This window comes from Cloacibacterium caeni, assembly GCF_907163105.1.
Lineage (GTDB): Bacteria > Bacteroidota > Bacteroidia > Flavobacteriales > Weeksellaceae > Cloacibacterium > Cloacibacterium caeni_A.
This window is the reverse complement of record NZ_OU015321.1, coordinates 2,062,380-2,088,186: the sequence shown is the minus strand read 5'-3', so window position 1 is coordinate 2,088,186 and position 25,807 is coordinate 2,062,380. Positions and strand designations below refer to the sequence as shown.

Here is a 25,807-nt window from a genome sequence, read left to right as displayed (position 1 = left end):
ATTATTTTAATTTTTGATAAATTATTGAAAAAGGGAGTGTTATAATTCCTAAAATTTTTATCCAAGGATTTTTAATTTTTGTAAATATAGAAGAAATTTTTCTTCCACTTTTTATAGCATAGGTTTGGTAACCAATTAAGTTTCTCAATAATGCTTTTGGATAAGATAACAATTGATTTCCATAAGAATTTAAAAAAGAAAGATGACCTTCTGCCAACCCCTCGTATGAGGACGGCTTTATCCTATCATTACTCATAGATTGAGTGTCAGAAAGGTCATAATAATAAATTCTTACAGCTTTATTGATAAAGCGGGTTTTTAGACCGATGGCATCATATATTTGGAAAAAAATTCTTTGAGGTGCATATTTATTTTTATACTTTTCAAAATCAAAATTTTCTAAAAATTCAAGATACGGTTTCGTAATAAAAAGTCCATTTTTATCTCCTCTTACTTTGTATTTGTATCTCATTTGCAGAATAGAACCATCAAAATCGAAAGGGAATAAAGTCCCAACCAATTTTCCATTTTGGTTAACCGAGTGTCCTATCACTGAAATAAATTTATTGGGGTTCAACTGGTCTGCTTCTCTAATTAAAATTTCCAAAGCATCATCAAGATATGCGTCATCAGAATCAATAATCGTGAAATATGGAGTAGTCACATTTTGAATTGCCTTGAAAACAGTATAGAATTTTTTATGATTAGGATTTTTATAATATTCAATTTTTATTTGATTCTCATTAATAAAATTTCCGACAACTTCTTCCGTATGATCAGTAGATCCATCATCCATAATTACCCATTTAAAGTCTTTAAAACTTTGTCTAAGAAGTGAATCATAAACTCGGTTTAAAGTATGAGCTCTGTTAAAAGTAGGGGTGATTACGGTGATTTTTTCTTTAAAATTCATTCTCTTTATACAGTTGAGTTTTTAGCTAGATATTGCTGTTCAAAAACTTCGGTTACTTGTTGATAGATTTTATTTTCATCAAATTTTTCATCGACAGATTGAGTTCCTTCTATAATTTTTTTGACCAATTCGGGTTCTGTAAGAAACCTTTTCATGGCTTCGAAAATTTCATTTTCATCAAAGTTAACTAAAATTCCGTCTTTTCCATCATCTATCATTTCTGGAATTCCGCCAACGTTGGTAGAAATAATTGGTTTGTGCAATCCCATTACTTCACCAATTGTAAGAGGGTAACTTTCAGATTTAGAAGGCAATACAAAATAATCTGCTGTTTTTACATAAGGCCAAGGATTTTTTTGGGAATCTAAAAGTAAAAATGTTTTTTCTACACCCAATTCTTTTGCTTCATTTCTCAAATTTTCCATCTCATTTCCACCACCAATAACAGCGATGGAATGCATCAAATTTTCGTCTAAAAGTCTCTTATGAACACACATCAGTTCGGCATAACCTTTTCTGTGGTGTAATCTTCCAATAGAAATAAAAGTAGGTCTTATCTCAAAATCTGCTTGAAATTCTTCTGCTTTTTTTCTTACTTCAGACAATTTGATAACATTATAAATTACAGAACTTTTGGGGTAAGAAACACCGTACAAATCTTCTATCACTTGTCTGGTTTGTGCTGCTCCGAAAATCATCCAGTCAAATTTTTTCATCAGATTGATGCGTTTCATGACTCTTTTTTGGTCTGGATCAAAACTTACATCAGTGTGAAACCAACCAATTTTTTTAGATTTTTTGTTGGGAGAATTCAGTACCATTTCGAATTCTGCATAACCTGGCGAAACTTCTATGTCAAAATCTTCTTTGACTTTTAAAGCATATAAAACGGAAGGAAATTTGTCATAAATTTCTAGTTTTAGCCTTCTTAATCCGAGTTGCATTTTTTGGATAAAAGGATTTTTCGACATTTGTTCACGGCCTTTTTCTACCACGATGAGTTTAATGTCTTTCGGGATTTCGGTAACCAATTCGCCTTGATGCAAATTGAGCATCAAGGTAAAATCAAATTTATCCTTGGGCAAATTTCTCAATAAATCAAGGACCACTCTAGGAACTCCGCCCATTTCTAATGAGCGAAGCCTAAAAAGAACTTTTATTTTTTTTTGATTATCCATTATTCTACTTCACAACCTAAATTTTTATATTGATTTTTAAATGTTGAAACCCAATTTCTAAATGCGGTTTTATCTACCTTTTGGTCCAAAAATTTCTCAAAATATTCTAAAGAAAAATCTTTGGGGAAATTTTGCATTTCATCAAAACTACCATTGAGCCAAGCTTGATTAATGAGATGATTAAAGTAATTCACATCAAAATCATCACCGTATTTATGGTAAGAATTGGTTGCCGAAGATTGGAAAGTGGTTTTCAGTGCTTCTTTTTCTAATCTTGCGATAAAATTAGGATTGTCTTGATGTTTTCGGTAGTAATTAGAAGCGTTTCTGAGCTGTTGTTTTTCGTCTACCTTTTCTTTGGCGTTTTTCCAAATGTGTAGCCAATATTCTTTTTGCCAAAATCCCATCAAAATAGAATTGAGCGCCCAATATTTTTGTTTTGTGGCATTATCTACGATTCCTAATTTGTAAAGAATGGTAAAAAACTTGAATTTATTATAAAAGAATAAATCGTTAAAAAATTCTGGAAAAAGGAGTAAGTTTTTCGGTTCTACTCGAAGAATTTCTTCTGTTATTTCTGAAATTTCTACAAATTCATCATCCTTTTTGTTGCCTAGCCAACCTAACTTTAGCAGTGAAATTTGATTTTTTTGACAAGCTTCTTGTAAGTCATTCACGTTTATTTTGTGGTTAAACCAAACATCATCTTCTATCATCATAAAGTAATCCGAAGCATTTTTGGCAGCTTTATACCACAAATTGGTAGGAATAGTGAAGCCGTCAATTTCCTTTCCAGATTGTAAGTTTTCTGCAATCGCAGCAATTTTATTTTGATAATTTTCAGATTTTATGATTTCTATTTTTGGATGCTTTTCTTTGATTTTAGAAAGATAGGTTTCTGGTGTTCCATCATCAAGCACTTTTACACAAAAATCCCCTTCTACAAAGTTTTCTATGCTTTGCAAACAACGGTCTAAGTAAAATGGGCGGTTAAAAGATTTGATGAAGATATTTACCATTTGAGTTTTCTTTTTATTTTTTTTAGAAGTGTATTCTCTTTTTGGAATATAAATTTGGGTAAATTTTCTATATCATCAATTTTTTTTCCAAATAGCTTACTAATATTTCTTCTTTTGGCAGCATTTAGTAGTACAGTATGCCAAGTCTCATTTTTTATATAGGTTTTTGTTTCATCGTGAGAAAGCCCTGTTTTATGAATGCGGTATAAATAAAGTGGTTTTTTTATAAATTGAAAACTACCAATTTCATATAATTTTAGAATATAATCAATATCTTCCGCCACTTTGTAATTGGGATTTATCCCTTCTGTTCTTAAGTATGCTTCTTTTTTAAAAGTAAAAAAATGCGCTACTTCAAAATGTATATTAAAAAACAAAGGATTGTTGTTTTTTACTTTTGTGGTTTTTTTGAAAATTTTCTTAATTTTTAAGTTTTCATCACACAAATAAAATTGAGAATAGGTAGCAATGCAATCGTTATTGTGAGCTTTTACAGAAAACTCTATAGCGTCTTCTTTTAGCGCATCATCAGGATCTACAAAGCCACATATTTCTCCAGAAGAAAGTTCTACACATCTTCTTTTGGTAAAACCAACACCTTTATTTTCTTCGTTTTTATAGGTTTTTATTTTATCATCATTTTTAGTGAGTTCTATAATCTTTTCAAAAGAGCCGTCTGTAGAACAATCATCTACCAGAATAATTTCAAAATTTTGATAGGTTTGATTCTTCAAACTTACATAGCATTGTTTGAAGTATCCGTAATTGTTGTAATGAGCGATAAGAACAGAGAACTTCATTGTTACAGCGGTTTTATTACCAGTTCTTGTTGATTGATTACAACTGAACTAGCAGGAATGTTTTTATAAATAATGCACCCAGCTCCAATGATAGAATTGTCGCCAATTTCTACACCTTTTAAGACAATTACGTTGCTTCCTAGCCAACAGTTTTTGCCAATTTTTATGGGTGAGGTATTAAATTGCTGCTGTTCTACTTTTTCGGATGAGTATTGGTGATTATGGTCATAGATTTTTACAGCTTCTCCAAAAAGAGTATTCTCTCCAATTTCTATTTTTTCTAAACAATTAATAGAACAAGAATTATTCATAAATACTGCGTCTCCAATTTTTAATTCTGCTTTTTTACCTATTACAAAATTACAATTGTTTCTAATGTCTATTTTATTGCCAAAATAAATATAAGCATCAGGCGAAATAATACAATTGGTGTAATTCCCAATTTTTGTAGAATTAGGAATAGTAGATTTTTCATTTTTTCTAAGTTCTGAGAAGATTTTTTTTCTCAAAAAATACTGTAAAAGTTTATAAACCAAATTTAAGCGTGTTTTATTCACAAATTTATCAAAATAATTCTATTTTTGCTAAACAACAAATGTTTTACACAAAGTTTCTCTATGAATCTTCCTTTAGTTACCATTTCTATACCCATTTATCAATGCGAAAATTATATTATTAATTGCTTGAAATCGGTAGTGAGCCAAACGTATCAGAATTTAGAAATACTTTTGGTGGATGATTTAGGAAATGATGACAGTATGCTTTTAGTAGAAGATTTTGTTCAGAAAAATCTTCATTTGAATTTCAAAATTTTAAAAAATAAGAAAAATTCTGGGCTTTCAGTCGTGAGAAATGTAGGAATTGATAACGCTCAAGGAAAATATATTTTCTTTCTAGATTCAGATGACGAAATTACGCCAGATTGCATCTCGAAAATGGTAGAAATTGCCGAACGTGAACAAGTACAAATGGTTTGCGGAAATGTAAAAACCATAAAATTAGATACTCGAGAAGAAACCGATGCCTTCAAACTAGTAATTACTGAGAAAAAAATAGAAGGAAATAAACAGATTTTTGACCTCTTTGTTCAAGGTAAATTTCCGGTTCCGTCTTGGAATAAGCTAATCCTTCTAGATTTTTTGAAGCAAAATCAATTGTACTTTACACCGGGACTTTTTGCGCAAGATTCACTCCAAAGTTTTGAAACAGCCTTGGTTTTAGAATCGGTTTGTTTTCTGCAAGATTACACGTATATCTACTATCTTCATCAAGATTCTGTGATTCATAACCGAAAGAAAAAACATTTTGATAACTGGATTACGATTGCACAAATTTTTGAAAAGCATTACCAAAAAGAGAAAAATACTGAGCGCAAAAAACAAATTTTATCGTACATTATTGATTATAAAAATTTGACGCTTCTCATGAATTGGAAGGCGCAGAAAAATGAGCAACTCTGGAAGTACAGTTATGATGCCTACAAAAAAATAGCTTCTCTAGCTTTTGCAGATTATTGGAGTTCTGAATTTTCTAAGGAAACTAAAAAGAAGAACTTCTTGCAAAATCTACCGACAGATTTAGGTTATAAAATTTTCAGAAAAAGATTTGGGAGTTAGTAATATCTTTCTAGAATTCTCAGCAGATAATTTTCTTTGTTGGTTAATTGATTTTCAACAAAATATGGCTCTACTTCTGGAATAGAGATTTTATACGTTTGTCCGCTTTTGTATAGTTCTGTTTTGGCATTTTTAGAGTAGAATTTTTCTAAAATTTCTAAAATTTCTAAGGTTGAGAAATTCTCCAAATAAGCTACATTAATGATTTGGTTCAATCTTCCTTGATCAATTAATTCTAACGTGATGTTTTTAATATCATCAGCATCAATAAGATTTCTGGTAGCCAAAGTATGCACATTGATGATTTTTTCTTCTTTCACAGAATTTACTAAATAATTCATCAAAAGATTAGGGTTTCCGCCTTTTCCTACTGCGTTACTTACGCGGAGAATTACATATTTATGTGCCAATTCTTCTACCAATCTTTCCATTTTTAGTTTATGATTTACGTAGAGACTTGCGTTTTTAGAAGAATCATAAATACTACAAGTAGAAAAGTAGATGAATATTTTTTCAGGATTTTCTGTTAGGTGTTTTCTCAGAAGGTTTTCTTCTCGCAGAAACACAGATTTTTCTGTTTCTAGAGAGTTAGAAACGCCACTTGCAAAGAAAACTACATTTTCTCTGTCTTCATTTTTAAATAAATTCGCAATGAGTCCGTTTCCTACAATCATTTGATTTTTAGTTTTTTAAAAATTTGATTCTTGATATATTTCACTAAATAAGAAAGCGGAATTTGATTTAAAATTTGGTCAATTTCCATTTTTTGATGATTGTACACTACGTTTTTTACATTGGCCTTTCCGTCTGGAATTTCAGAGAAAAGTTTCATCAAACCATACGTATTGACTAGATTTTTATAGGTGTTTTTTTCTTCGCTCCATGCTCCATGCCAAGAACCAGAAAAATGATGTGCAATATAATTCTTCGGTAAATCTAGAGAAAAATAAGTGGAAGGATAAAGTTTTATTCCGAATTTCAATTCCTGAAATACGTCTTTTTCAGCATCAGCTCCATATTTTTTGACCAATAAATCAGAGAAAATATGGGTGTTCGGAATTTCTTCAAAAGTATTTTTATCTAAATAATATTGTAGAATGTCTTTTGCTAATTCATGATTTTTTTCTACCGCCCAAAATGCAGAATAAGGAATTCCCTTCATTTCAAAGCCACAAATAGCTTGATTTTCTAAAAATTCATTGAGCGGAAGTTTCAGCTCCATGTCTGTATCTAGGTAAAAACCACCATGTTCTAAGAGGATTTTAGCTCTTGCAAAATCAGAAACGTAAGCCCATTTTTTATTTTCGTAGGCTTTTTGGGAGAATTCGCATTGGTTTACATCAAAGTTATCTTCTGTCCATTCTATGATTTCAAAATCTGGTTGTATTTTTTGCCAACTTTCTATACAATGCTTTACAAGAGGAGACTTTTCACCTCTTCCGAACCAGAAGTAATGTATTTTTTTTGGAATCATTTAGTGTTTTTATTTTACGCCTTACGTTTTATTTATTTTGACATTAATATACCGATTTTATTTAAACCTTTTAAAATCCCAAATACTTTAATGATTTCTAGATAAAGAGAATATTTGTTGTAGTCGGGTTTAATTTTTTTACGGTATAAAATAGTCATAATATTTTCTAATAAATATTTTTTAGAAGCCTTACTGGGATGATGGTTTAAAATTTCAAAATAAGTGTCATATAAAAAATAGAAATTATTTTCTAAAATTTTTTCTAAACTATCTAGATTTACTTGGTAAGAGCCTTCATGATACCTTCTTTTTGTTAAAACTTTATTTGTAGCTATTGCATTTTCTGTAGTAAGGACTAATTTACAAAAAAAATTGTATTCCTCTGCGGATGCTCTTTTTTCTGTAAAATCTATTTTTTTTGCGATTTCTGTCTTAATAATAGGGTCAAGAGTAAGCCAATTTATTTTTTTGGTAATAAAATTTTCTGCTGTAATGGGAGTGGTGAATAAACCTCTATAGTGAATAGGATTTTTATTTTCAGGATTATTAAAATATTCACATTTAGCAATGGCATAATCATAATTTTTAGAGCAGATGAGCCTCACTTTTTCTTCTATATGATTAGGCAACATGATATCATCACTATCAAAAAAAATGATGTATTTCCCATGAGCTAGAGATTTCCCAATATTTCTGCATGCATTAGCCCCTTTTGAGTATTCTTGAGGACGCTCTATAAGCAAAAACCGAGGGTCTTTATTTGAATAATTTTTTATTATTTCTATAGATCCGTCAGTGGATCGGTCATCTACTATCATACATTCCCAATCTTCATAGGTTTGTTGTATAATAGAGTCTAGTGTTTCTCCGATTAAGTTTGCTCTATTGTAGTTAGGAATAACGATGGAGACTAGCGAGTCATTCATTTTGTATATTTTATATATATTTTTCCGAGAATATAGAAAAAACTATTTTTTAAATCTCTTAACTTATTTGTAGGTGGCAGGGTATAGTTGGTTTTCTCTATTCTTTGATGGAAGGCTCCTTTTATAAAATAATTCTTCCATTCTTTTAATTTTATTTTCCCAGTGCTTAAAAAAGGGTGTTTTACAATATAAATAGGGAAGTAAAAACCTATGGAGTTCTTCTTTTGTAAATCATGAATGAGTATTTCTTCTTCTCCTCTCATTAAAAATGTTCCCAGCCCAAACCGCTCATCAAATTTTATTTTTTTCAATTTTAAAATTTGAAGATTTACCAAAATTTCTATAGATGAAATGTAATGTTGAATGTTTTTAATTTCTTCTTTTTCAGAGCTGTAATCATTATACTCTGGTTCGCCATCATAGGTTTTTATTTTAAATGTAGCAAAGTCTATTTTTTCTTTTTGTATAATTTCTAATACTTGGTCTAGGCCTTCTTCTATATATTCTACATCGTCATCTGAGAGTAATGCATAAGGAGTTTTACAGTTTTCTATTCCAATATTTCTACTTACAGATAAGCCTTTGGTCTTAGAATCAATAATATCGATGTCTTTTCTGTTTAAAAAATCAGGAATTCTAATATGCTTAGGATTTTGAAAAACAATTAAATATTTAATGGATGGATTTTCAATTTTAATTGCTTTTTTTAGTTCTAATATCCCTTCATCATAGGTAGAAATAATTATCGTAAGTAAGTGCTCCAAATTTTTGTGTTTTTTTTAGTTATCGTATAAAATGAACTTTTCTCATTTAATGGTATCAAAAATAACTATTTTATTTAAATTATTACATGTAAAGAACATGATATGTGAGTGTTTGTTTTCTATCTATGTTTATTTAAGTAAACAAAAACAACTCTCTATTTAAGTTTTTAGAGAGTTGTTTTAACACACAAAATTTACTGATTAGAAAGCAATGTTCCCTAGATAAACAGAATTACTGGAGGTTTTAGAAACTGTGTCATACAAGAATGCATAGACTTCTACATTATACCCTAAGAAATTCTGCGGAAGCGTAACATTGGCGGTAAGTCCATCTCTGTTTGCTATGCTTTCGAAGACATAAAAGGTATTCACCTCTTCGATGTAGCACACCACATTTACGGTGTCTTCTGCTTTGGCATTACCGAAAACGGTATTGTCTTCCCAATTCAGTGTGATTACCGTTTCTGACGGTGTAGTGGTAAGATTCTGAAACCCAAAGAGTGTTCCTTTGGCTACCAATACTCTAGGATAGAGAATTTGAGTTCCTTGTTCTGTAATCTCTACCGCATTGGTAATGTGGTAAGAAGTGGCCATATTGTACTTGCTTTTCACTCCCGTGTCATTTCCAAAGTAAGTACTTAGGGTGGTTCTTAACGGATTAAGGAATTCACTCACTGCTTTAAATTTTAATCTCTGAATTCTTTGCGATTCAGTAGGCGCTTTCGCCGCTGTTTTAGGTAAAGCTCTCATAATGCTTTCACCTCTCCATGTGGAACCGATTACCGTTCCTACTTTCCCTTGGAATCCTCCGAGGATTCCTGTCTTGATTTTACCCATTGTTAATTATTTTTAGGGGTTATACAAAAAATTTGAGTCACTTGTATTAGCTCTGCAGCGCTATTACGAGTACAAATATAAATCGTAAAATATTGTAAATCAAACACTTGTCTGCTTTTGTCGGGTATTGTCTAGGTATAGCAAGTATTGTCTTGAAGTGGCGTTTTGGCTGGAGTGAGGAGATTGATTTTGTAGAGAAAATTTCTAAGAATTAAAAAATAAACAGGGTAGAAATTGGGATTTTCTACCCCTCAAAATAGGGTTTTGTTCGAATCAGGTTCGAATCAGGTTCGAGTCTGCTTCGGAAAACGGGTACTTTTTCCGAACAAAACTGCACTTTGACTGCACTTTGATTCAAAAGAAACTTATTCCAAACAATAATTAATTTGTTAACAATATGAACTAAAAAAGTTTACATTTTTTTAATTTTAAGTAACTCAAAATATTAATGTTATATAATTTTTTTAGTAAAAAAGTTTACAATTTTATATTAAAACAACTAAAAAAAATATTTTTTTTAAAAATTTATTCACTAATTTTGAAATACACTTTTGGTCTATCCCTCTGATTTACAAAGAAAAAAAGGGGTAAACCAAAGCTAATAACTTATCTATATTTTTATAAAATTCTTATTTATGACGTATTTAATTAGCGGACAAGAATTACAAAAAGCCCTAGAGGTACTTGCAGAAGTAGTAAACCCTTTAAAAAAAGCAGAATCTGTTCTAGACAGACCTTCTGATGAAGATTTATTGTTTTATGACAATGTCTCAATGATGGATAAGCTAAAGGTCTCTGAAAGAACCTTGCAACGCCGCAGAAAAAACGGTGAAATAAGATTTATTCGCTTTGGGGGTAAGATTTACTATCCTAAAAATTTTATGATACGTTCTGTAGATGAACCCGAAGTTCCAGAAGGCGAAAAAGATAAAGTTGTTCCGCTTAATGAATTTATAAAAAGATATAACACGCCAAGACCGAGAAGCAGAATAATAGATGTAGACCGACTGGCCAAAAGACTGACCTATTTCCCAAGGGGTGAAAATAAACATAGTCCTAAAGAATTAAAAAAATACATCCAACACCTCAAGGTCAAACGAAAGCTGCACCACGCCACCCTACAACTTTGGCCTAAGAAAATAAAACTGGTTGGCTTGCCCCATATAAAAAGCAATAGCATTCCCCTGAAATTTTAAATAAGAAACTCCCCAATTATGGGGAGTTTTTTTTCTCTTTTATTGTAAAAATTTAGTTTTGTAATATAATGTATCTAATAATCATTTAAATTTCACCATGCAAAGTATTTTTATTAGCTTTAAAAGGTCACTATATTATTCTTTAGCACACATTGTGTATATTGGATTAAATTTAATAGAAATGTTACTTTGTATTTTTATATATTCTTTGGTATTCATTCTCTATAATAAAAATTTTATCTTGTGTATTTCTATTTTTTAATATATCATCAGATTGTAACAAAGAAAGATTATTTGCTTCATTTTCGTTTGTTAATATCTCAATAGATTTTGAAACAAATTCTTTAATGTTTTTATAATGAGGGTATATTATAGGATCTTGTATATTGTTGGGTTTAGGGCAAAAGTCCCAACAAATTAGTGGTGTTCCAGTTGAACATATGTCTAATCCAGCATAGCCAGCAGGTCTGTCATTATTATAGCCATGAAACCAAGATAAGTTTATTTCTTCGCTAATAACTGTTTTAGTAATATCTTCTGAATGACCTCTAAAGAAAATTTTATCTTCAATACCAAGTCTTTCTATCATATCCATTATTCCATAATTTAAAGGATTACCATTTCCGAAAATATGCAATTCTGTATTTGGAAGTTTGTCTAATAAAATTTGAAAAGAATAAAAGAAAGGGTCTAATGGCTTAAATGGGTTTAATCTTGTGAAAATTCCGATTTTTTTTATTTTGGAATTTGTAAAAACCCATTTTTTATCGTCCTTATTTGTTTCCATCAGTAAAGGAACATGTACAAAATCATAGTTTTCAAATTGTTCTAGTTCATATTTTAGTTCATGCTCTTTGAATGGGGTGCAAAAATTGTAATGTAAACTATGATTGAATTTGTCATATAAGTCTCTTTTTTGAAATCTTGACGTCATCATGTGTATAAGACTTTTCTCTCTTATATCATCATCTATAGAGTTGATATAAATATACTCGCCCATCCAATGAATAACGTCGTACTGATTCATAAAAGAATTGAGTTCTTTTTTCCAACTAGATGTTATTTTAGATTTTAGATTTATTTTTCTCAATATTCTATTAATTAGATTGTATTCTCTTTTATCAACAATATAATTATCTGCATAAATAATTTTTGTGCCTAACTCTTTATGCAGGTTTTCATAATATCTAATTTTCCATAGTGGACTTATATCATTTCTTTTCTCTAAGCAAAAAATGCTTATTTCAAATTTTTCTTTATTAAGAAATTTGTCTATTTCGTATGCAAATCTTTCTGCGCCAGCTCTATAGAAGCCAGCGACTACAAATAGGATTTTAATTTTTGGCATATTCTTTTATTGTGTCTATTATTTTATACTGTTCTTCTGCAGAGAGCTCATAATAAAATGGAAGTCTTAATAAGCAATCTGTAAATTTATCTGAATTTGGCATTTCAAAAAGGTCATTATTTTTAAGGTAGTACTCGCTTTTATTAAGACTTAAATAATGAAAAACAGGATGTATTTCTTTGCTTTTCATGTGATTAATTAGAGAGCTTCTTTCCTCATAAGAATTACAGACAATATAAAACATGTGCCCATTATTAGTAGCGTAATTTGGTATTTTGGGGAGCTTAATCAATTTATTATTGTCTAAATCCTGAAGAGAGTAATAATAATTTTCCCATATTTGTTTTCTTTTCTCTTGTATGGTATCTAAATGCTCAAGCTGAGCAAATAAAAATGCAGCAATAATTTCGGAAGGTAAAAAAGAAGAGCCAATATCAACCCAACCATATTTATTAACCTCACCACGAAAGAAAGCACTTCTGTTCGTTCCTTTTTCTCTTATGATTTCAGCTCTTTCAAAATATTCAGGATGATTTATAACAAGCATTCCTCCTTCTCCCGCTATAATATTTTTAGTTTCGTGAAAAGAGAAAGCTGCAAAATGCCCAATAGAGCCTAGGGCTTTTTTTGTTCCGTTAGAAAAGGTATAATAACTGTCGATAGCTTGTGCGGCATCTTCAATTACAAATAAATTATGCATTTTTGCGAGATTCAATATTTTTTCCATATCACAAGCTATACCAGCGTAGTGAACGGGTACAATAGCCTTTGTCTTTGGAGTAATAAGTTTTTCAATAGATTCAGGATCAACATTGGGATTATCTGAATATGAATCCGCAAAAATTATTTTTGCACCTCTTAGTGCAAATGCATTTGCAGAAGATACAAACGTGTAGCTAGGAACAATCACTTCGTCTCCTTCTTTAATATCGCAAAGGATTGCTGCCATTTCTAAAGCATCTGTGCAAGAGGTTGTTAATAATACTTTAGGAAAAGAATATTTGGCTTGGAAAAAATCTTGACACTTTTTTGTGAAAATACCATCTCCTGATATTTTTCCACTTTTTACAGCATCTTCTATGTATTTTAATTCATTCCCAATGATAAAAGGTTTGTTAAATGGAATCATTTTTTAAATATTTTTTTGCAGGAATACCAATATATAAACCATTTTCTGTAATAGATTCTATAATAAGTGCAGATGCTCCTATTTTAGTTTTTGATGTTATTGTAATGTTATCAATAATTGTAGAGTTAATTCCCAATGTGCATTCGTCATTTATTTTTACAAAACCAGCAATGGCCACTCTAGGGGATAAAAAACAATGCTTGCCTACTTCTGAATCGTGAGATATGGTACATCCAATATTAATTATTGTATTTGCTTTTATAACACTATTAATGTCTATTATACAGCCTGGATAAATAACGCAACCTTCTTCAATATTAGCACTTTCAGATATGATCGAGGAGCTATGTATAATTTTTCCAAATGTTATTTTATCTTTGAGTTGTTCGTAAATTTTTTTCTTAAATTCTAGATGTTTGTATCCGATGCCAATAATCAATTCATCAAAAACTTTATCATTAAAAGCTTTTTCTATATCTACTAATTTACCAACTACTTTATTATTGTTTTGTTGTGTATTGTTGTCATAGTAATCATCAAAAAAAACTACTCCATCATAATGGTTATCATTAATCGCATAATCCGCGATTTGCTGACCTAAATCACCTGCGCCAATAATGCCTAAAGTTTTCATTATTTTCTAGTTGATTTTAAATATTTATATGCGTCTTCTCCCGTATTGAAAATTAAATCTAATATAGATACACCGTGTTCAAATGGAGGATATAATTGTTCATATTCTTTATAGCCAATATAATCAAACCATTCTAAATTGATATTGTTTTTTGTAAACAATGCTTCATCAATATAATTTTTTGCTGAAGGACCACTAAGATAAATATTAGAATTTGATTGTTTACAGATATTTATAAGCCTCTCTGTTTTTCCATCTCCAATATTGTAATCTGTAGAAAAGCTAATTTTTGTGCTAATTTTTAAAAATTTGTTTATTTCATTTAAAAAAGTATAATTAATTTCTGATATATAATCTAATCTTGATGCTTGTTCATATATATTAAAAATAAAATCTTTACATTCTTTGAATTTAGTTGCTTTTCCATAGTTTGTTTGTAAAGAATTTTTATGCTTGATGTACCATTTATTATCTGCAATTTTAGTTTCGTTTATTTTTTGATTTAGTTTTTCTATCTTCACAGGTATGGTTAACCAAATTAAACCATTTGTTGTTTTTATTTTATTTCTATTTCTCCAATCATTTTTGGTGTACTGCATTTCATCATAAATGATAAATTCATCTACACTACCCATTATATCAAAATATCCTTTCCAAGGAATATAATTAGATTGCAGAATTGCTATTTTTTTCATTTTAGATTTTGTTCCAATATAGTTCAGGTCTTATGAAGCCATTTATTTTTCCTAAGTATCCATTTTCTCTTTGTTTGTCTTTAATCTCAAAAGTTAACAATTCATCTTGAATAAATAATAAAGACATCGCTGTTGTATGTACATATAACATTATTTGATAAGTGTCATCATTTAAGAGGTTTTTAGGAATATTACAAGCTACTTTAATTTTTCTATTTTTTTCAAAGCTAAATATTTGCGCACTTCCAAAAATTGTATCCCCTCTAGTATTTTTTAAGTCAAAACCTATTGATAACTCATCATAATTAGATTGATTAATAATTTCAAAAACTAACTTAAAATCAGAACTAACGTCAATAAATTCAGATGGATCTTCAGTAGATGTGTTATCAACAGATGCGTAAGATATTTTTATAAATTCATTTCCTAGAGCATTTTCAATTTCATTAAAATTAATTGTTCTATTATTTGATATATTGTTAGCTAAGTAATTTTTAATTAAAAGTTCTGGGCTTCCTATTTCTTGAATTAAGCCTTGTTTTAAAGTTATTGCTTTAGAACATAAAGTTTCCACCGCTGTCATATTATGACTCACAAAAAGCACGGTTCTACCTTCACCTTTGCTTACATCACCCATTTTGCCCAAACATTTTTTTTGAAATTCTGCATCGCCTACCGCCAGTACTTCATCTACTATGAGGATTTCAGATTCTAGATGTGCAGCTACTGCAAAGGCCAAGCGTACATACATCCCAGAAGAGTATCTTTTTACGGGGGTGTCTATATATCTTTCAACGCCAGAAAAATCTACAATTTCATCAAATTTTCTTGTGATTTCTTTTCGGGTCATTCCTAGAATTGCACCATTTAAGAAAATATTTTCTCTACCCGTCATTTCTGGGTGAAAACCTGTGCCCACTTCTAGCAAAGAGGCTATTCTGCCTTTGGTATAAATGCTTCCTGTAGTAGGTTTGGTTACACGGCTTAGTAATTTAAGTAGGGTAGATTTACCGGCACCATTTCTGCCAATAATTCCCACGGCATCGCCTTGCTCTATTTCAAAATTAATATCTCGCAGAGACCAAACGTAATCGCTGTCTCCTTTGGTGCTTCTATCATTGGTTTCGCCTATTTTTAGATAAGGATCTTCCTTGCCTCTTATTTTATGCCAAAAACGATTCAGGTCATGAGAAATGGTTCCTGTACCTACCTGCCCAAGACGATATTGCTTAGAGATGTTTTCTGCTTTTATGACAATGTTTTTATTCAATTTTTTAAGTTAAGAGGTTAAAAGGTTATAAAGTTATGAGGTTATAAAGTTATAAAGTTATGAGGTTATGAGGTTATAAAGTTAAAAGGTTATAAACTTATGAATGATTTGGTAATTAGTATTTCTTAATACTTTGTTTTTTTATTCTTTTACTTCATCATCAAATTTTCAAATTATCACATTATCACATCACTTTTTTACACCGTATCCATAAACCCCTTTTCAACTTTGTTGAAAATTACGGTTCCTATCGCCAAAAGTATCAGAATGATGATAGTGCTATAAACTAGCATAATAGGATTAAATTCACCTACGCCCATCCAAGCATATTTAAAGCCTTCAAAAATTCCAGTTAGCGGATTGTATTTAGCATAAGGCTGTATTTTAGCAGATAGCATAGAGGTAGGGTAGATTACTGGTGTAGCATACATATACAAGCTTATACCAAAAGTAAGCAACATGCTGAGGTCTCTGTATTTGGTGGTTAATGAAGAAAAAATCATCCCTACACCTAATGCAAAAAGAGACATCATCAAAATAAATATCGGGGTGAATAAAACCCACCAATTAGGTGTTACCTCTCCTTTGTACCAATAATAAAAGAAAACAACCAGAAATAGTAGAAATTGTACACCGAATCTCATAAGGTTAGAAATTACAATGGTAATGGGCATTACCAATCTTGGGAAATAGACTTTTCCGAAAATCCCTGCATTTCCTACGAAAACGTTAGAAGTGCCACCTAATGAACTCGAAAAATAGTTCCAAAGCGTTACTCCTGCGAGATAAAAAAGAATTTTAGGGGCGCCATCTGTAGATAAATTGGCAATGTTGCCAAATACAATAAGATAAACTACGGTAGTAAAAATAGGGTTGATAAAAAACCAAAGAGGTCCCAAAATGGTTTGTTTAAAGCTAGAGACAAAATCTCTTTTTACAAACATATAGACCAAATCTCGGTAGTCCCAAACTTCTTTTAAGTTTAATTTGAATAAAGAATGCTCGGAGCTAATGACATTAGTCCATTCTGTGTTTTTATTTTCCATCTATGTTTTAATAATATGTACCAAAAAGAAGTTTAATTACAAAAATATAGAAAATCTTCCTAATGGTTGTAAAAAAATAGATAAACCTATCTCTGCCTTATAATCAGGTAGTTTTTTACAATAATTTTTTTAAATACTCCCCATAGCCACTTTTTCCATATTTTTCGGCAGCAGCTAAGAGTTGTTCTTTATTGATAAAGCCTTTTTTGTAGGCAATTTCTTCTATGCAAGAAATCTTGAAACCTTGTCTTTTTTCTAGAACTTTTACAAATTCTGAAGCTTCGTGTAGCGAGTCAAAAGTTCCCGTATCTAGCCAAGCTGTTCCGCGAGACATTACGCCCACTTCTAATTCTCCTTTTTCTAGATAAATTCTATTAACATCGGTAATTTCTAATTCTCCTCTTGGTGAAGGTTTTAGATTTTTGGCAATTTCTACCACTTGATTATCATAGAAATATAAACCTGGAACTGCGTAATTAGATTTCGGGTGTTGTGGTTTTTCTTCAATAGAAACAGCTTTATAATTTTCATCAAATTCTACTACACCATATCTTTCTGGGTCTGAAACTTGATATGCGAAAACGCAACCGCCTTTTACGTCTGTTTTGCTTTCTAACAGTTTAGGTAAGCCACTTCCGTAGAATATATTATCTCCCAAAACTAGAGCAACAGAATCGTCACCAATAAATTCTTCTCCCAAAATAAAAGCTTGAGCTAAACCATCTGGGGAAGGCTGAACTTTATATTCAAACTTACAGCCAATAGAAGAACCATCTCCCAATAATTTTTTGAAACTTTCTTGATCTTGAGGTGTGGTGATAATTAAAATCTCACGAATCCCTGCCAAAAGCAATACAGAAAGCGGATAATAAATCATGGGTTTGTCATAAACAGGCATCAGTTGCTTGCTCACTGCAATGGTTAATGGGTAGAGTCTGGTTCCAGAGCCTCCCGCGAGGATAATTCCTTTCATAATATTTACACGAATTGCACGAATTTTCTCTAATCTATCGAATTTTTCGTTGAGTTATAAATTAATTATTCTTTTATATTTCAAGGATTTTTCACCGAAATTGATGAGCAGTCCTAATTTTTTATCTGTAGCTTTTAAGTAGTTTAATGTTTGTTTTGTGAAATTTTCATGAATGAAAGAAACTGCTTTAATTTCTAATATTATGTTATCAAAACAAATAAAATCTGCTTTATATTTTTTATCTAATTTTTCGCCATTGAAAAATAAATCAAGTTTTACCTCTCTCTGATAAGGGATATTATTTTTAATAAATTCTTTTTCTAATACCTCCGAATAAACAGCTTCTAAAAATCCATTTCCTAAAGTAGAATGAATGTTCATGCAAATCCCAATAATTTTATAGCTTTCTTCTTTAAAAATTATTTTTTCATCCATTAATTAGAGAAATTCGTTTTAATTCGAGTTATTTAGAATATTGCGAAGCATAATATTTTTGATAATCTCCAGAAGTTACATTATTTAGCCATTCTTCGTTTTCTAAGAACCAATCAATGGTTTTTGATAATCCTTCTTCGAAAGTTACACTTGGTTTCCAGCCTAAATCTTTGTTCAATTTTGTTGCATCAATAGCATAACGCTTATCGTGACCAGGTCTATCTTTTACGAATGTAATCAATTTCTCGCTATAACCTGCTGGTTTTCCTAATTTTGCATCCATTTGTTTGATGAGTTCTTTAATCAAATCTATATTTTGCCATTCATTCCAACCGCCAATATTGTAGGTTTCTCCAGTTTTTGCTTCATGGAAGATTTGGTGAATAGCTTTAGCGTGGTCTACCACATATAACCAGTCTCTGGTGTATTTTCCATCGCCATAAATTGGTAGCGGTTTTTCGTTGATAATATTGTGAATACAAAGCGGAATCAGTTTTTCAGGAAAATGATTCGGGCCATAATTGTTAGAGCAATTGGAAACCACGAAAGGCAATCCGTAGGTGTTACCATAAGAACGAACCAAATGATCAGAAGCCGCTTTGCTGGCAGAATAAGGAGATTTCGGGTCATAAGAAGTTTCTTCGGTAAAGAATCCTGTTTCGCCAAGAGCTCCGTAAACTTCGTCTGTGGAAACGTGGTAGAAAAGGTTTTCTCTTTTTCCTTCAGGGAAATTCCCATGTTGATGGTCTGGATTGAGCGTCCAAAATTCTTTACATAAATTCAGAAGATTTGCCGTTCCAAAAGCATTGGTGTTGATAAATGCATTCGGGTCTGTGATGCTTCTGTCTACGTGAGACTCTGCAGCCAAATGAATGACTGCATCAGGATGATGTTTTTCAAAAACTTTTCTGAGTTCTTCAGGTTTTGTAATATCTGCTTTTTCAAAAAAATAATTGGGTTTGTTTTCTATATCCTTTAAATTCTCGAGGTTCCCAGCATACGTTAAAGCATCTAGGTTAATGATATTATATTCTGGATTGTTTTTTACAAATTCACGAACTACGTGTGAACCAATAAATCCCGCTCCTCCAGTAATGATGATGTTTTTCATATTATTGCAATCGGATTTCAGCAGTCAGCAATTAGCTTTTTTAATATTTTACTTGTATCTTTTTACTTTTTACTTGGTTCTTACCTCACGGTTTTTCTTCCGATAGATTTATAGAAGAAACCACTTCCTTCTGCTTGTTCCATAGAGAACATATTTCTACCATCGAAAATCACTTTATTTTTCAATTTAGAAGCCATTAATTCAAAATTAGGATTTTTGAACTCACTCCATTCTGTGGCAATTAATAAGCAATCTGCATCTTCTAGAGCAGAATACATGTCTTTTGCATATTCTATTTTGTTGCCTAAGATTTTTCTTACATTTTCTTCTGCGATGGCATCATAAGCTACTACTTGAGCTCCTTTTTCTAATAGAAGTTCAATATTGTCTAAAGAAGAGGCCTCTCTAATATCGTCCGTATTTGCTTTGAAAGCCAATCCCCACATTGCAATCTTTTTGCCTTCTATATTTCCTCCGAAATATTTTTCGATTTCGTCTACTAAGATTACTTTTTGTTTTTTATTGATGTATTCTGTGGCTTCTAAAATTTTAAAATCAAAATTTTCTTCTTTTCCAGATTTGATTAATGCTTTTACATCTTTAGGAAAACAACTTCCTCCGTAACCAATTCCTGGGAAAAGAAAACGGTGCCCAATTCTATCGTCACTACCCATTCCAAGACGAACTTTATCTACATCTGCGCCTACTTTTTCGCAATAATTGGCGATTTCGTTCATGAACGTAATTTTCACTGCTAAGAAAGAATTGGCTGCATATTTGGTTAATTCTGAAGATTTTTCATCCATGAAAATAATCGGAACACCAGTGTTGGTAAATGGCTGATAAATTTTTGCCATAATGTTTTTTGCTTTTTCAGAAGAACTTCCTACCACTACTCTAGAAGGATTCATAGAATCTTTTACTGCAAAACCTTCGCGAAGAAATTCTGGATTAGAAACTACATCAAAAGGGATTTGAGTTTTAGCAGATATTACTTCTCTTACTTTGTCTGCAGTGCCTACAGGAACGGTAGATTTGTTTACAATCACTTTATAACTCGTCATCATTTCTCCAATTTGATTGGCTACACCTAAGACGAAAGATAAATCTGCACTTCCGTCACCACCAGGAGGTGTAGGTAGTGCTAAATAGATGACGTCTGATTGGTCTAATGCTTCTTTTAAGTCTGTAGTAAAGAATAAACGATTGGCTTGAATGTTTCTGTGAAACATTTCCTCTAAGCCAGGTTCGTAAATAGGGACGATACCCTTTTTCATTCTTTCTACTTTATTTTCATCAATGTCTACACAATATACTGTGTTACCAAGTTCGGCGAGTGTGGTGCCAGTTACGAGTCCTACATATCCGGTTCCTACTATTGAAATATTCAAAGCTTTATATTTTTAAAATTCATGCAAAGTTAATGAATTTTTGAGTTCTAAGGTAAATTCTTAATGTTTTGAAAACCAACAATCTTTGTAAAATTGAAAATTATTATGTATATTTGCCACGGATTAACGGAAAAGAAATGAGAAGGCTTCGAAAGAAAGCCTTTTTTCGTAGCGTAACCTCAAATGTGATTATGGATTTTAGAGCAAAAGTAGAGCAACTCGTTCATGAGTTTTTAGAAACTAGAAAAGACCTGTATCTCGTTGATTTAAAGATTTCTGCAGGAGATGATGTAACAGTAATTTTAGATGGAGATGAAGGTTTAAGTCTTCAGGATTGTCTTGATGCAAGTAGAGCAATAGAATTTAATCTTGATAGAGAAGAACATGATTTTTCTTTACAAGTCATGAGTCCGGGATTAAGTGAGCCGTTGAAACTTCCTCGTCAGTTCAAAAAAAATATGGGCAGAGAGATAGAAGTACTTCTGAATTCTGATGAGAAAATACAAGGTGAAGTAGTAGCGGTAGATGATGAAAAAGTAACCATTGTGTTAAGATACAGAAGGCCTAAATTAATAGGAAAAGGAAAAGAAGATGTGGTAGAAAATAAAGAAATTCCTTACACTGAGATAAAAAAGGCTCTTGTAGTCATTAAATTTTAGTCTTTTTAGGGCTAAAATGGTTTAAATAACATTAAAATTAATATAAAAAAATTAAAATGGACAATTTAGCGTTGATTGAATCCTTTGGTGATTTTAAAGACGAAAAAGGGATTAGTAAGATTGATTTAATGGCCATCATTGAAGATTCATTGAAAACTCTTTTGAGAAAAAGATATGATTCTGATGACCATTTTGACGTGATTGTAAACCCTGATAAAGGAGATTTTCAGATATTTCTAAATAAAACAATTGTGGAAGATGAAATGTCAGAAGATGATGATTTAGAAATAGAAATTTCAGAAGCGAAAAAAATAGACCCTACTTTCGAAGTAGGTGAAGAATATACTCAAGAAATTCCTGTAGCACAACTAGGAAGAAGAAATATTTTAACCCTTAAACAAATTCTAGCAACTAAATTGCAAGAGCATAACAATGCAATGCTTTATGAGCAGTTTAAAGATAGAATTGGAGAATTGGCCATCGGTGAAGTACATCATATTCGTCACAAACATGTAATTTTGTTAGATGATGAAGGTAATGAATACATTTTACCAAAAGAAAACCAAATTCCTTCTGACTTTTTCAGAAAAGGAGATAATGTAAGAGCGATAATAGAGACTGTAGATTTCAAAGGTTCTAAGCCTCAAATTATCGTTTCTAGAACTGCTCCTAAATTCCTAGAAAAGTTATTAGAACTTGAGATTCCGGAAATTCAAGATGGTACTATTATTTTGAAAAAAGTAGTGAGAATTCCTGGTGAAAAAGCGAAAATCGCGGTAGATGCTTATGATGATAGAATAGACCCAGTAGGAGCTTGTGTAGGGGTGAAAGGTTCTAGAATTCATGGAGTAGTAAGAGAATTGAGAAATGAAAATATAGACGTTATTCAATGGTCTAAAAATTCAGAAATTCTTGTGAAGAGAGCACTTGGTAATGTAACGATTAATAAAGTAGAAATCAATGAAGATGAAAACTACGCATTAGTTTATACGCCAGTAGAAGAAATTTCTAAAGTAATTGGTAAACAAGGTCAAAACATTAGATTGGCATCTTGGTTATCTGGTTTTGAAATAGATGTTTACAGAGAAAAACAAGCAGATGATGATGTGGAATTAACAGAATTCGATGATGAAATCGAAGCTTGGATTATTGCTGAGTTTAAGAAAGTAGGTTTAGAAACAGCGAAAAGTGTATTAGATAAAGATACAGAAGCGTTAGTAAACATGACAGACTTAGAGGAAGAAACGATAGAAGAAGTAAAAAGAATTCTAAAAGCAGAATTCGAAGATTAATATCTTTAATTTTATAACAAAAATAATTTGGCTTAATAGCCTAAAAGCAATTTACAATCAATGCCAAAAATTAGATTAAATAAAGCGGTAAAGGAATTTAATATCTCGATGTCTAGATTAGTAGAGTTTCTACAATCAAGAGGCTTCGAAGTAGAAAGCAATCCAAACGCTCAATTAGAAGAAGCGGCATATGCAGCATTAGAAGCGGAGTTTGCTAGAGATAGCGAACAGCGTAAAGCTTCTCATGAGGTAGTGATTTCTAAGGTTCCAGAAGAAAAGTTAGAAATTGAACCTAAAAAACCAGAAGTGATCAAAGCGAAAGCTCCATCTATCGGTGAAGCTAGAGTTTTGGGTAAAATAGAATTAGAAAAACCTAAGGCAGAGGTTCCTGCTGTAGAGCCAGTAATCGCTCCAGAGGAACCGAAAAAGGAAGAAATTAAAAAAGAAGAGCCTAAAAAAGAGGAACCTGTGGAACTTAAAGTTTTGGATAAAATTGATTTAAGCAAAATAGAATCTAATAAACCAAAACCTTCTCCTAAAAAAGAAGAAAAACCTAAGCAAGAAGCTCCGAAATTTGAGAAAAAAGAACTTCCGAAGCCAGAAGTGAAAAAAGAGCAACCAAAAGCTCCAGTAAAAGAAGAAACTACCTCTGTGAAATTTGATGAGCCTGAAAAAATTAAAACGGTTTATCAAAAACTAGATGGACCGAAAATTGTCTCTACAGAAAAAATAGACCTTTCTCAGTTCCAAACTAGACCTTCTAAACCAGACCCAAATAAGAAGAAGCAGAGAAAGAGAATTAATAATGGTCCAGCTCCTACACAAGGTCAAAATCAACAAGGTCAAGGTGGTAACAACAACCAACAAGGTGGTGATAAAAAACCTTTTAACAGAGATAATAACAATCGTCCGAACCAAGGCGGTGGAAACAACAACCAAGGTGGTGCAAACAGAAACAGACCTCATAGCCCTAATTATAAAGGCGGCGGTCATAAAGGCAGAGAAAAAGTAATGCCTGTAGAACTTTCTGATGAGCAAATTAAAAATCAAATTAAAGAAACTTTAGAAAAACTCACCAATAAAGGAGGTAAATCTAAAGGTTCTAAATATAGAAAAGAAAAGAGAACCTACCGTAGAGAGCAGGATGAATTGCAGCAAGAGCTAGAAGCAGCAGACAGAACACTTCGTGTTACTGAATTTATCACTGTTTCAGAGTTGGCATCCTTAATGGATGTAAGTGCTACAGAAGTAATTTCTGCATGTTTCTCTTTAGGTGTAATGGTTACCATGAACCAAAGATTAGAAGCAGATACACTTACTTTAGTGGCTGATGAATTTGGTTACAAAATAGAATTTGCAGATGCAGATTTAGAAGCAGAATCTGAAGAAGAAGTACAAGATACTGAAGAAGATTTATTACCAAGAGCTCCTATTGTGACCGTAATGGGACACGTAGACCACGGTAAAACTTCATTATTAGACTACATCAGAAAAACCAATGTAATTGCTGGTGAATCTGGAGGTATTACACAGCATATCGGTGCATACAATGTGAAATTAGAAGGAGGGCAAAAAATTACATTCTTAGATACACCAGGTCACGAAGCCTTTACAGCGATGAGAGCGAGAGGAGCACAGGTTACAGACATCGTAATTATTGTAGTAGCTGCGGATGATGATGTAATGCCACAAACCAAAGAAGCAATTGCTCACGCACAAGCGGCAGGTGTTCCTATGATTATTGCCATCAATAAAGTAGATAAACCAAATGCTAATCCAGACAATATTCGTCAACAACTTTCTGGAATGAATATTCTAGTTGAAGAATGGGGAGGAAATGTACAAGCACAAGAAATTTCTGCAAAATTTGGTAATAATGTAGACTTATTATTAGAAAAAGTATTGCTTCAAGCAGAAATGTTAGAATTAAAAGCTAATCCTAATAAAAATGCAACTGGTGCAATCATTGAAGCATCTTTAGATAAAGGAAGAGGATATGTTTCTACTGTATTGGTACAAGCTGGTACACTTAGAGTAGGAGATTATGTAGTAGCCGGTAAAAACCATGGTAAGATTAAAGCTATGCTAGATGAAAGAGGAAGACAGCTTACTGAAGCAGGTCCTTCCATTCCTGTAACGATTTTAGGTTTAGATGGTGCTCCAACTGCTGGTGATAAATTTAAAGTTTACGAAGACGAAAGAGAAGCGAAATCTATTGCGAACAAGCGTGAACAATTACAGAGAGAACAAACTATCAGAACTAAAAAACACCTTACTTTAGATGAATTAGGAAGAAGAATTGCTCTAGGTGATTTCAAAGAATTGAACATTATCCTAAAAGGAGACGTGGACGGTTCTGTAGAAGCACTTTCTGATCAGTTACAAAGACTTTCTACTGCCGAAATCAGCGTGAATATTATTCACAAAGGAGTTGGTCAAATCACTGAATCAGACGTATTATTAGCTGCAGCATCAGATGCTATTATGATAGGATTTAATGTAAGAGCTGGTGCTAATGCAAAAGAATTGGCAGACAGAGAAGAAATAGAAATCAGAACTTATTCTATTATCTATGCAGCAATAGACGATGTAAAAGAAGCGATGGAAGGTATGCTTTCTCCAGAAATCAGAGAACAAGTAATAGGTAATGTTGAAATTAGAGAAACATTCAAGATTTCTAAAGTGGGTACTATTGCTGGTTGTATGGTTCTAAACGGAAAAGTAACCCGTAATTCTAAAATTAGACTTCTCCGCGATGGAATTGTAAAATTCGATGGTGAATTAGAATCTCTAAAACGTTTCAAAGACGATGTAAAAGAAGTTACCAAGGGTTATGAGTGTGGTCTTAACATTAAAGGCTATAATGACATAGAAGTAGGTGATATCTTAGAAGTCTATGAAGAAATAGAAGTAAAGAAAAAACTTAAATAGTTTATTTACAATAGCAAATCCCGAGTAATATCGGGATTTTTTATGAACTGAACTCTATTTATAATAATTCTAAATAAAATTTATTATTATTGATGAATTTTTAAAAAAAACCATTGTAATCATGTTTTGACTATAAAATAATTAAAATTAAACACTTATTAATGATTTGA

General features: G+C 31.6%; 25 protein-coding genes. 5 read left to right on the top strand and 20 right to left on the bottom strand.

Annotated elements, in window-relative coordinates:
• Position 1 precedes the first annotated feature (1 nt).
• Genes KKQ76_RS09750 through KKQ76_RS09730 form a run of 5 tightly spaced genes read right to left on the bottom strand, consistent with a single transcriptional unit; the run spans position 2 to position 4,419 of the window.
• Positions 2-913 carry a glycosyltransferase family A protein gene (locus KKQ76_RS09750; RefSeq protein ID WP_213196971.1) on the bottom strand — a complete coding sequence of 304 codons (912 nt, stop codon included), beginning with the start codon at positions 911-913 and terminating at the stop codon, positions 2-4.
• 5 nt (positions 914-918) lie between these two features.
• Positions 919-2,091 (bottom strand): glycosyltransferase, encoded by a 1,173-nt coding sequence (locus KKQ76_RS09745; RefSeq protein WP_246501383.1) that lies wholly within the window; start codon positions 2,089-2,091, stop codon positions 919-921.
• Positions 2,091-3,110, bottom strand: coding sequence for a glycosyltransferase family protein (locus tag KKQ76_RS09740; RefSeq protein ID WP_213196970.1), 1,020 nt, complete (start codon positions 3,108-3,110; stop codon positions 2,091-2,093). Before KKQ76_RS09740 ends, KKQ76_RS09745 begins: the two co-directional genes overlap by 1 nt.
• A complete protein-coding gene (locus KKQ76_RS09735; protein ID WP_213196969.1) occupies positions 3,104-3,910 on the bottom strand; it encodes a glycosyltransferase family 2 protein in 807 nt (268 codons plus the stop codon). Before KKQ76_RS09735 ends, KKQ76_RS09740 begins: the two co-directional genes overlap by 7 nt.
• 2 nt (positions 3,911-3,912) lie before the next feature.
• A complete protein-coding gene (locus KKQ76_RS09730; protein WP_246501382.1) occupies positions 3,913-4,419 on the bottom strand; it encodes an acyltransferase in 507 nt (168 codons plus the stop codon).
• 108 nt (positions 4,420-4,527) lie between these two features.
• Between KKQ76_RS09730 and KKQ76_RS09725 the strand changes: the two genes are divergently transcribed.
• Positions 4,528-5,526, top strand: coding sequence for a glycosyltransferase (locus KKQ76_RS09725; RefSeq protein WP_213196967.1), 999 nt, complete (start codon positions 4,528-4,530; stop codon positions 5,524-5,526).
• Here KKQ76_RS09725 and KKQ76_RS09720 read toward each other — a convergent pair.
• The 5 genes from KKQ76_RS09720 to KKQ76_RS09700 all read right to left on the bottom strand — a co-directional run bounded on the left by KKQ76_RS09720 (position 5,523) and on the right by KKQ76_RS09700 (position 9,527).
• On the bottom strand, positions 5,523-6,200 hold the full coding sequence (locus KKQ76_RS09720; protein ID WP_213196964.1) for an NAD-dependent epimerase/dehydratase family protein: 678 nt from the start codon (positions 6,198-6,200) through the stop codon (positions 5,523-5,525). The two genes, KKQ76_RS09725 and KKQ76_RS09720, sit on opposite strands and share 4 nt — an antisense overlap.
• Positions 6,197-7,000 (bottom strand): glycosyltransferase family 32 protein, encoded by an 804-nt coding sequence (locus KKQ76_RS09715; protein WP_213196962.1) that lies wholly within the window; start codon positions 6,998-7,000, stop codon positions 6,197-6,199. The genes KKQ76_RS09720 and KKQ76_RS09715 overlap by 4 nt, the downstream gene beginning before the upstream one ends.
• Before the next feature lie 32 nt (positions 7,001-7,032).
• Complete coding sequence (locus KKQ76_RS09710) at positions 7,033-7,926, bottom strand: glycosyltransferase family 2 protein (RefSeq protein ID WP_213196960.1); 894 nt, start codon at positions 7,924-7,926, stop codon at positions 7,033-7,035.
• A complete protein-coding gene (locus KKQ76_RS09705; protein WP_213196959.1) occupies positions 7,923-8,690 on the bottom strand; it encodes a glycosyltransferase in 768 nt (255 codons plus the stop codon). Before KKQ76_RS09705 ends, KKQ76_RS09710 begins: the two co-directional genes overlap by 4 nt.
• Before the next feature lie 201 nt (positions 8,691-8,891).
• Positions 8,892-9,527, bottom strand: a complete 636-nt coding sequence (locus tag KKQ76_RS09700) for a DUF6266 family protein (protein WP_213196957.1) — start codon at positions 9,525-9,527, stop codon at positions 8,892-8,894.
• Positions 9,528-10,162: 635 nt separating this feature from the next.
• On the opposite strand from KKQ76_RS09700, the gene KKQ76_RS09695 reads away from it, so the two are divergent.
• Positions 10,163-10,723, top strand: a complete 561-nt coding sequence (locus KKQ76_RS09695) for a helix-turn-helix domain-containing protein (RefSeq protein WP_213196956.1) — start codon at positions 10,163-10,165, stop codon at positions 10,721-10,723.
• A gap of 184 nt (positions 10,724-10,907) precedes the next feature.
• Here the strand turns inward: KKQ76_RS09695 and KKQ76_RS09690 are convergent, their stop codons facing one another.
• The 10 genes from KKQ76_RS09690 to KKQ76_RS09645 all read right to left on the bottom strand — a co-directional run bounded on the left by KKQ76_RS09690 (position 10,908) and on the right by KKQ76_RS09645 (position 20,755).
• Complete coding sequence (locus KKQ76_RS09690; RefSeq protein WP_213196953.1) at positions 10,908-12,071, bottom strand: glycosyltransferase; 1,164 nt, start codon at positions 12,069-12,071, stop codon at positions 10,908-10,910.
• Positions 12,058-13,200: a dTDP-4-amino-4,6-dideoxygalactose transaminase gene (gene rffA, locus KKQ76_RS09685; protein WP_213196952.1), complete on the bottom strand. Its 1,143-nt coding sequence runs from the start codon at positions 13,198-13,200 to the stop codon at positions 12,058-12,060. Before rffA ends, KKQ76_RS09690 begins: the two co-directional genes overlap by 14 nt.
• Positions 13,187-13,834, bottom strand: a complete 648-nt coding sequence (locus KKQ76_RS09680) for an acetyltransferase (RefSeq protein WP_213196951.1) — start codon at positions 13,832-13,834, stop codon at positions 13,187-13,189. Before KKQ76_RS09680 ends, rffA begins: the two co-directional genes overlap by 14 nt.
• Positions 13,834-14,529 carry a WbqC family protein gene (locus tag KKQ76_RS09675; RefSeq protein ID WP_213196950.1) on the bottom strand — a complete coding sequence of 232 codons (696 nt, stop codon included), beginning with the start codon at positions 14,527-14,529 and terminating at the stop codon, positions 13,834-13,836. The genes KKQ76_RS09680 and KKQ76_RS09675 overlap by 1 nt, the downstream gene beginning before the upstream one ends.
• Position 14,530: 1 nt before the next feature.
• Complete coding sequence (locus tag KKQ76_RS09670) at positions 14,531-15,799, bottom strand: ABC transporter ATP-binding protein (RefSeq protein WP_213196948.1); 1,269 nt, start codon at positions 15,797-15,799, stop codon at positions 14,531-14,533.
• A gap of 197 nt (positions 15,800-15,996) precedes the next feature.
• Positions 15,997-16,845 (bottom strand): ABC transporter permease, encoded by an 849-nt coding sequence (locus KKQ76_RS09665; RefSeq protein ID WP_213196947.1) that lies wholly within the window; start codon positions 16,843-16,845, stop codon positions 15,997-15,999.
• A 115-nt stretch (positions 16,846-16,960) separates the two neighbouring features.
• Positions 16,961-17,818: a glucose-1-phosphate thymidylyltransferase RfbA gene (rfbA, locus tag KKQ76_RS09660; RefSeq protein ID WP_213196945.1), complete on the bottom strand. Its 858-nt coding sequence runs from the start codon at positions 17,816-17,818 to the stop codon at positions 16,961-16,963.
• A 54-nt stretch (positions 17,819-17,872) separates the two neighbouring features.
• Positions 17,873-18,253, bottom strand: coding sequence for a GxxExxY protein (locus KKQ76_RS09655; RefSeq protein ID WP_213196944.1), 381 nt, complete (start codon positions 18,251-18,253; stop codon positions 17,873-17,875).
• 28 nt (positions 18,254-18,281) lie between these two features.
• Positions 18,282-19,364, bottom strand: a complete 1,083-nt coding sequence (gene rfbB / locus KKQ76_RS09650) for a dTDP-glucose 4,6-dehydratase (protein ID WP_213196942.1) — start codon at positions 19,362-19,364, stop codon at positions 18,282-18,284.
• An 80-nt stretch (positions 19,365-19,444) separates the two neighbouring features.
• The gene (locus KKQ76_RS09645; protein ID WP_213196941.1) at positions 19,445-20,755 is read right to left on the bottom strand and encodes a UDP-glucose dehydrogenase family protein; all 1,311 of its coding nucleotides are present in this window, start codon (positions 20,753-20,755) and stop codon (positions 19,445-19,447) included.
• Between the two features lie 191 nt (positions 20,756-20,946).
• Here KKQ76_RS09645 and rimP point away from each other — a divergent pair, with 191 nt between their 5' ends.
• From rimP to infB, 3 genes are read left to right on the top strand one after another with little or no spacing between them, the layout of a single operon-like run.
• Positions 20,947-21,414 carry a ribosome assembly cofactor RimP gene (gene rimP / locus KKQ76_RS09640; RefSeq protein WP_213196940.1) on the top strand — a complete coding sequence of 156 codons (468 nt, stop codon included), beginning with the start codon at positions 20,947-20,949 and terminating at the stop codon, positions 21,412-21,414.
• A gap of 56 nt (positions 21,415-21,470) precedes the next feature.
• Positions 21,471-22,706 carry a transcription termination factor NusA gene (nusA, locus tag KKQ76_RS09635; protein WP_104793187.1) on the top strand — a complete coding sequence of 412 codons (1,236 nt, stop codon included), beginning with the start codon at positions 21,471-21,473 and terminating at the stop codon, positions 22,704-22,706.
• 60 nt (positions 22,707-22,766) lie between these two features.
• Positions 22,767-25,637, top strand: coding sequence for a translation initiation factor IF-2 (gene infB, locus KKQ76_RS09630; protein WP_213196938.1), 2,871 nt, complete (start codon positions 22,767-22,769; stop codon positions 25,635-25,637).
• The last annotated feature ends 170 nt before the right edge of the window (positions 25,638-25,807 follow it).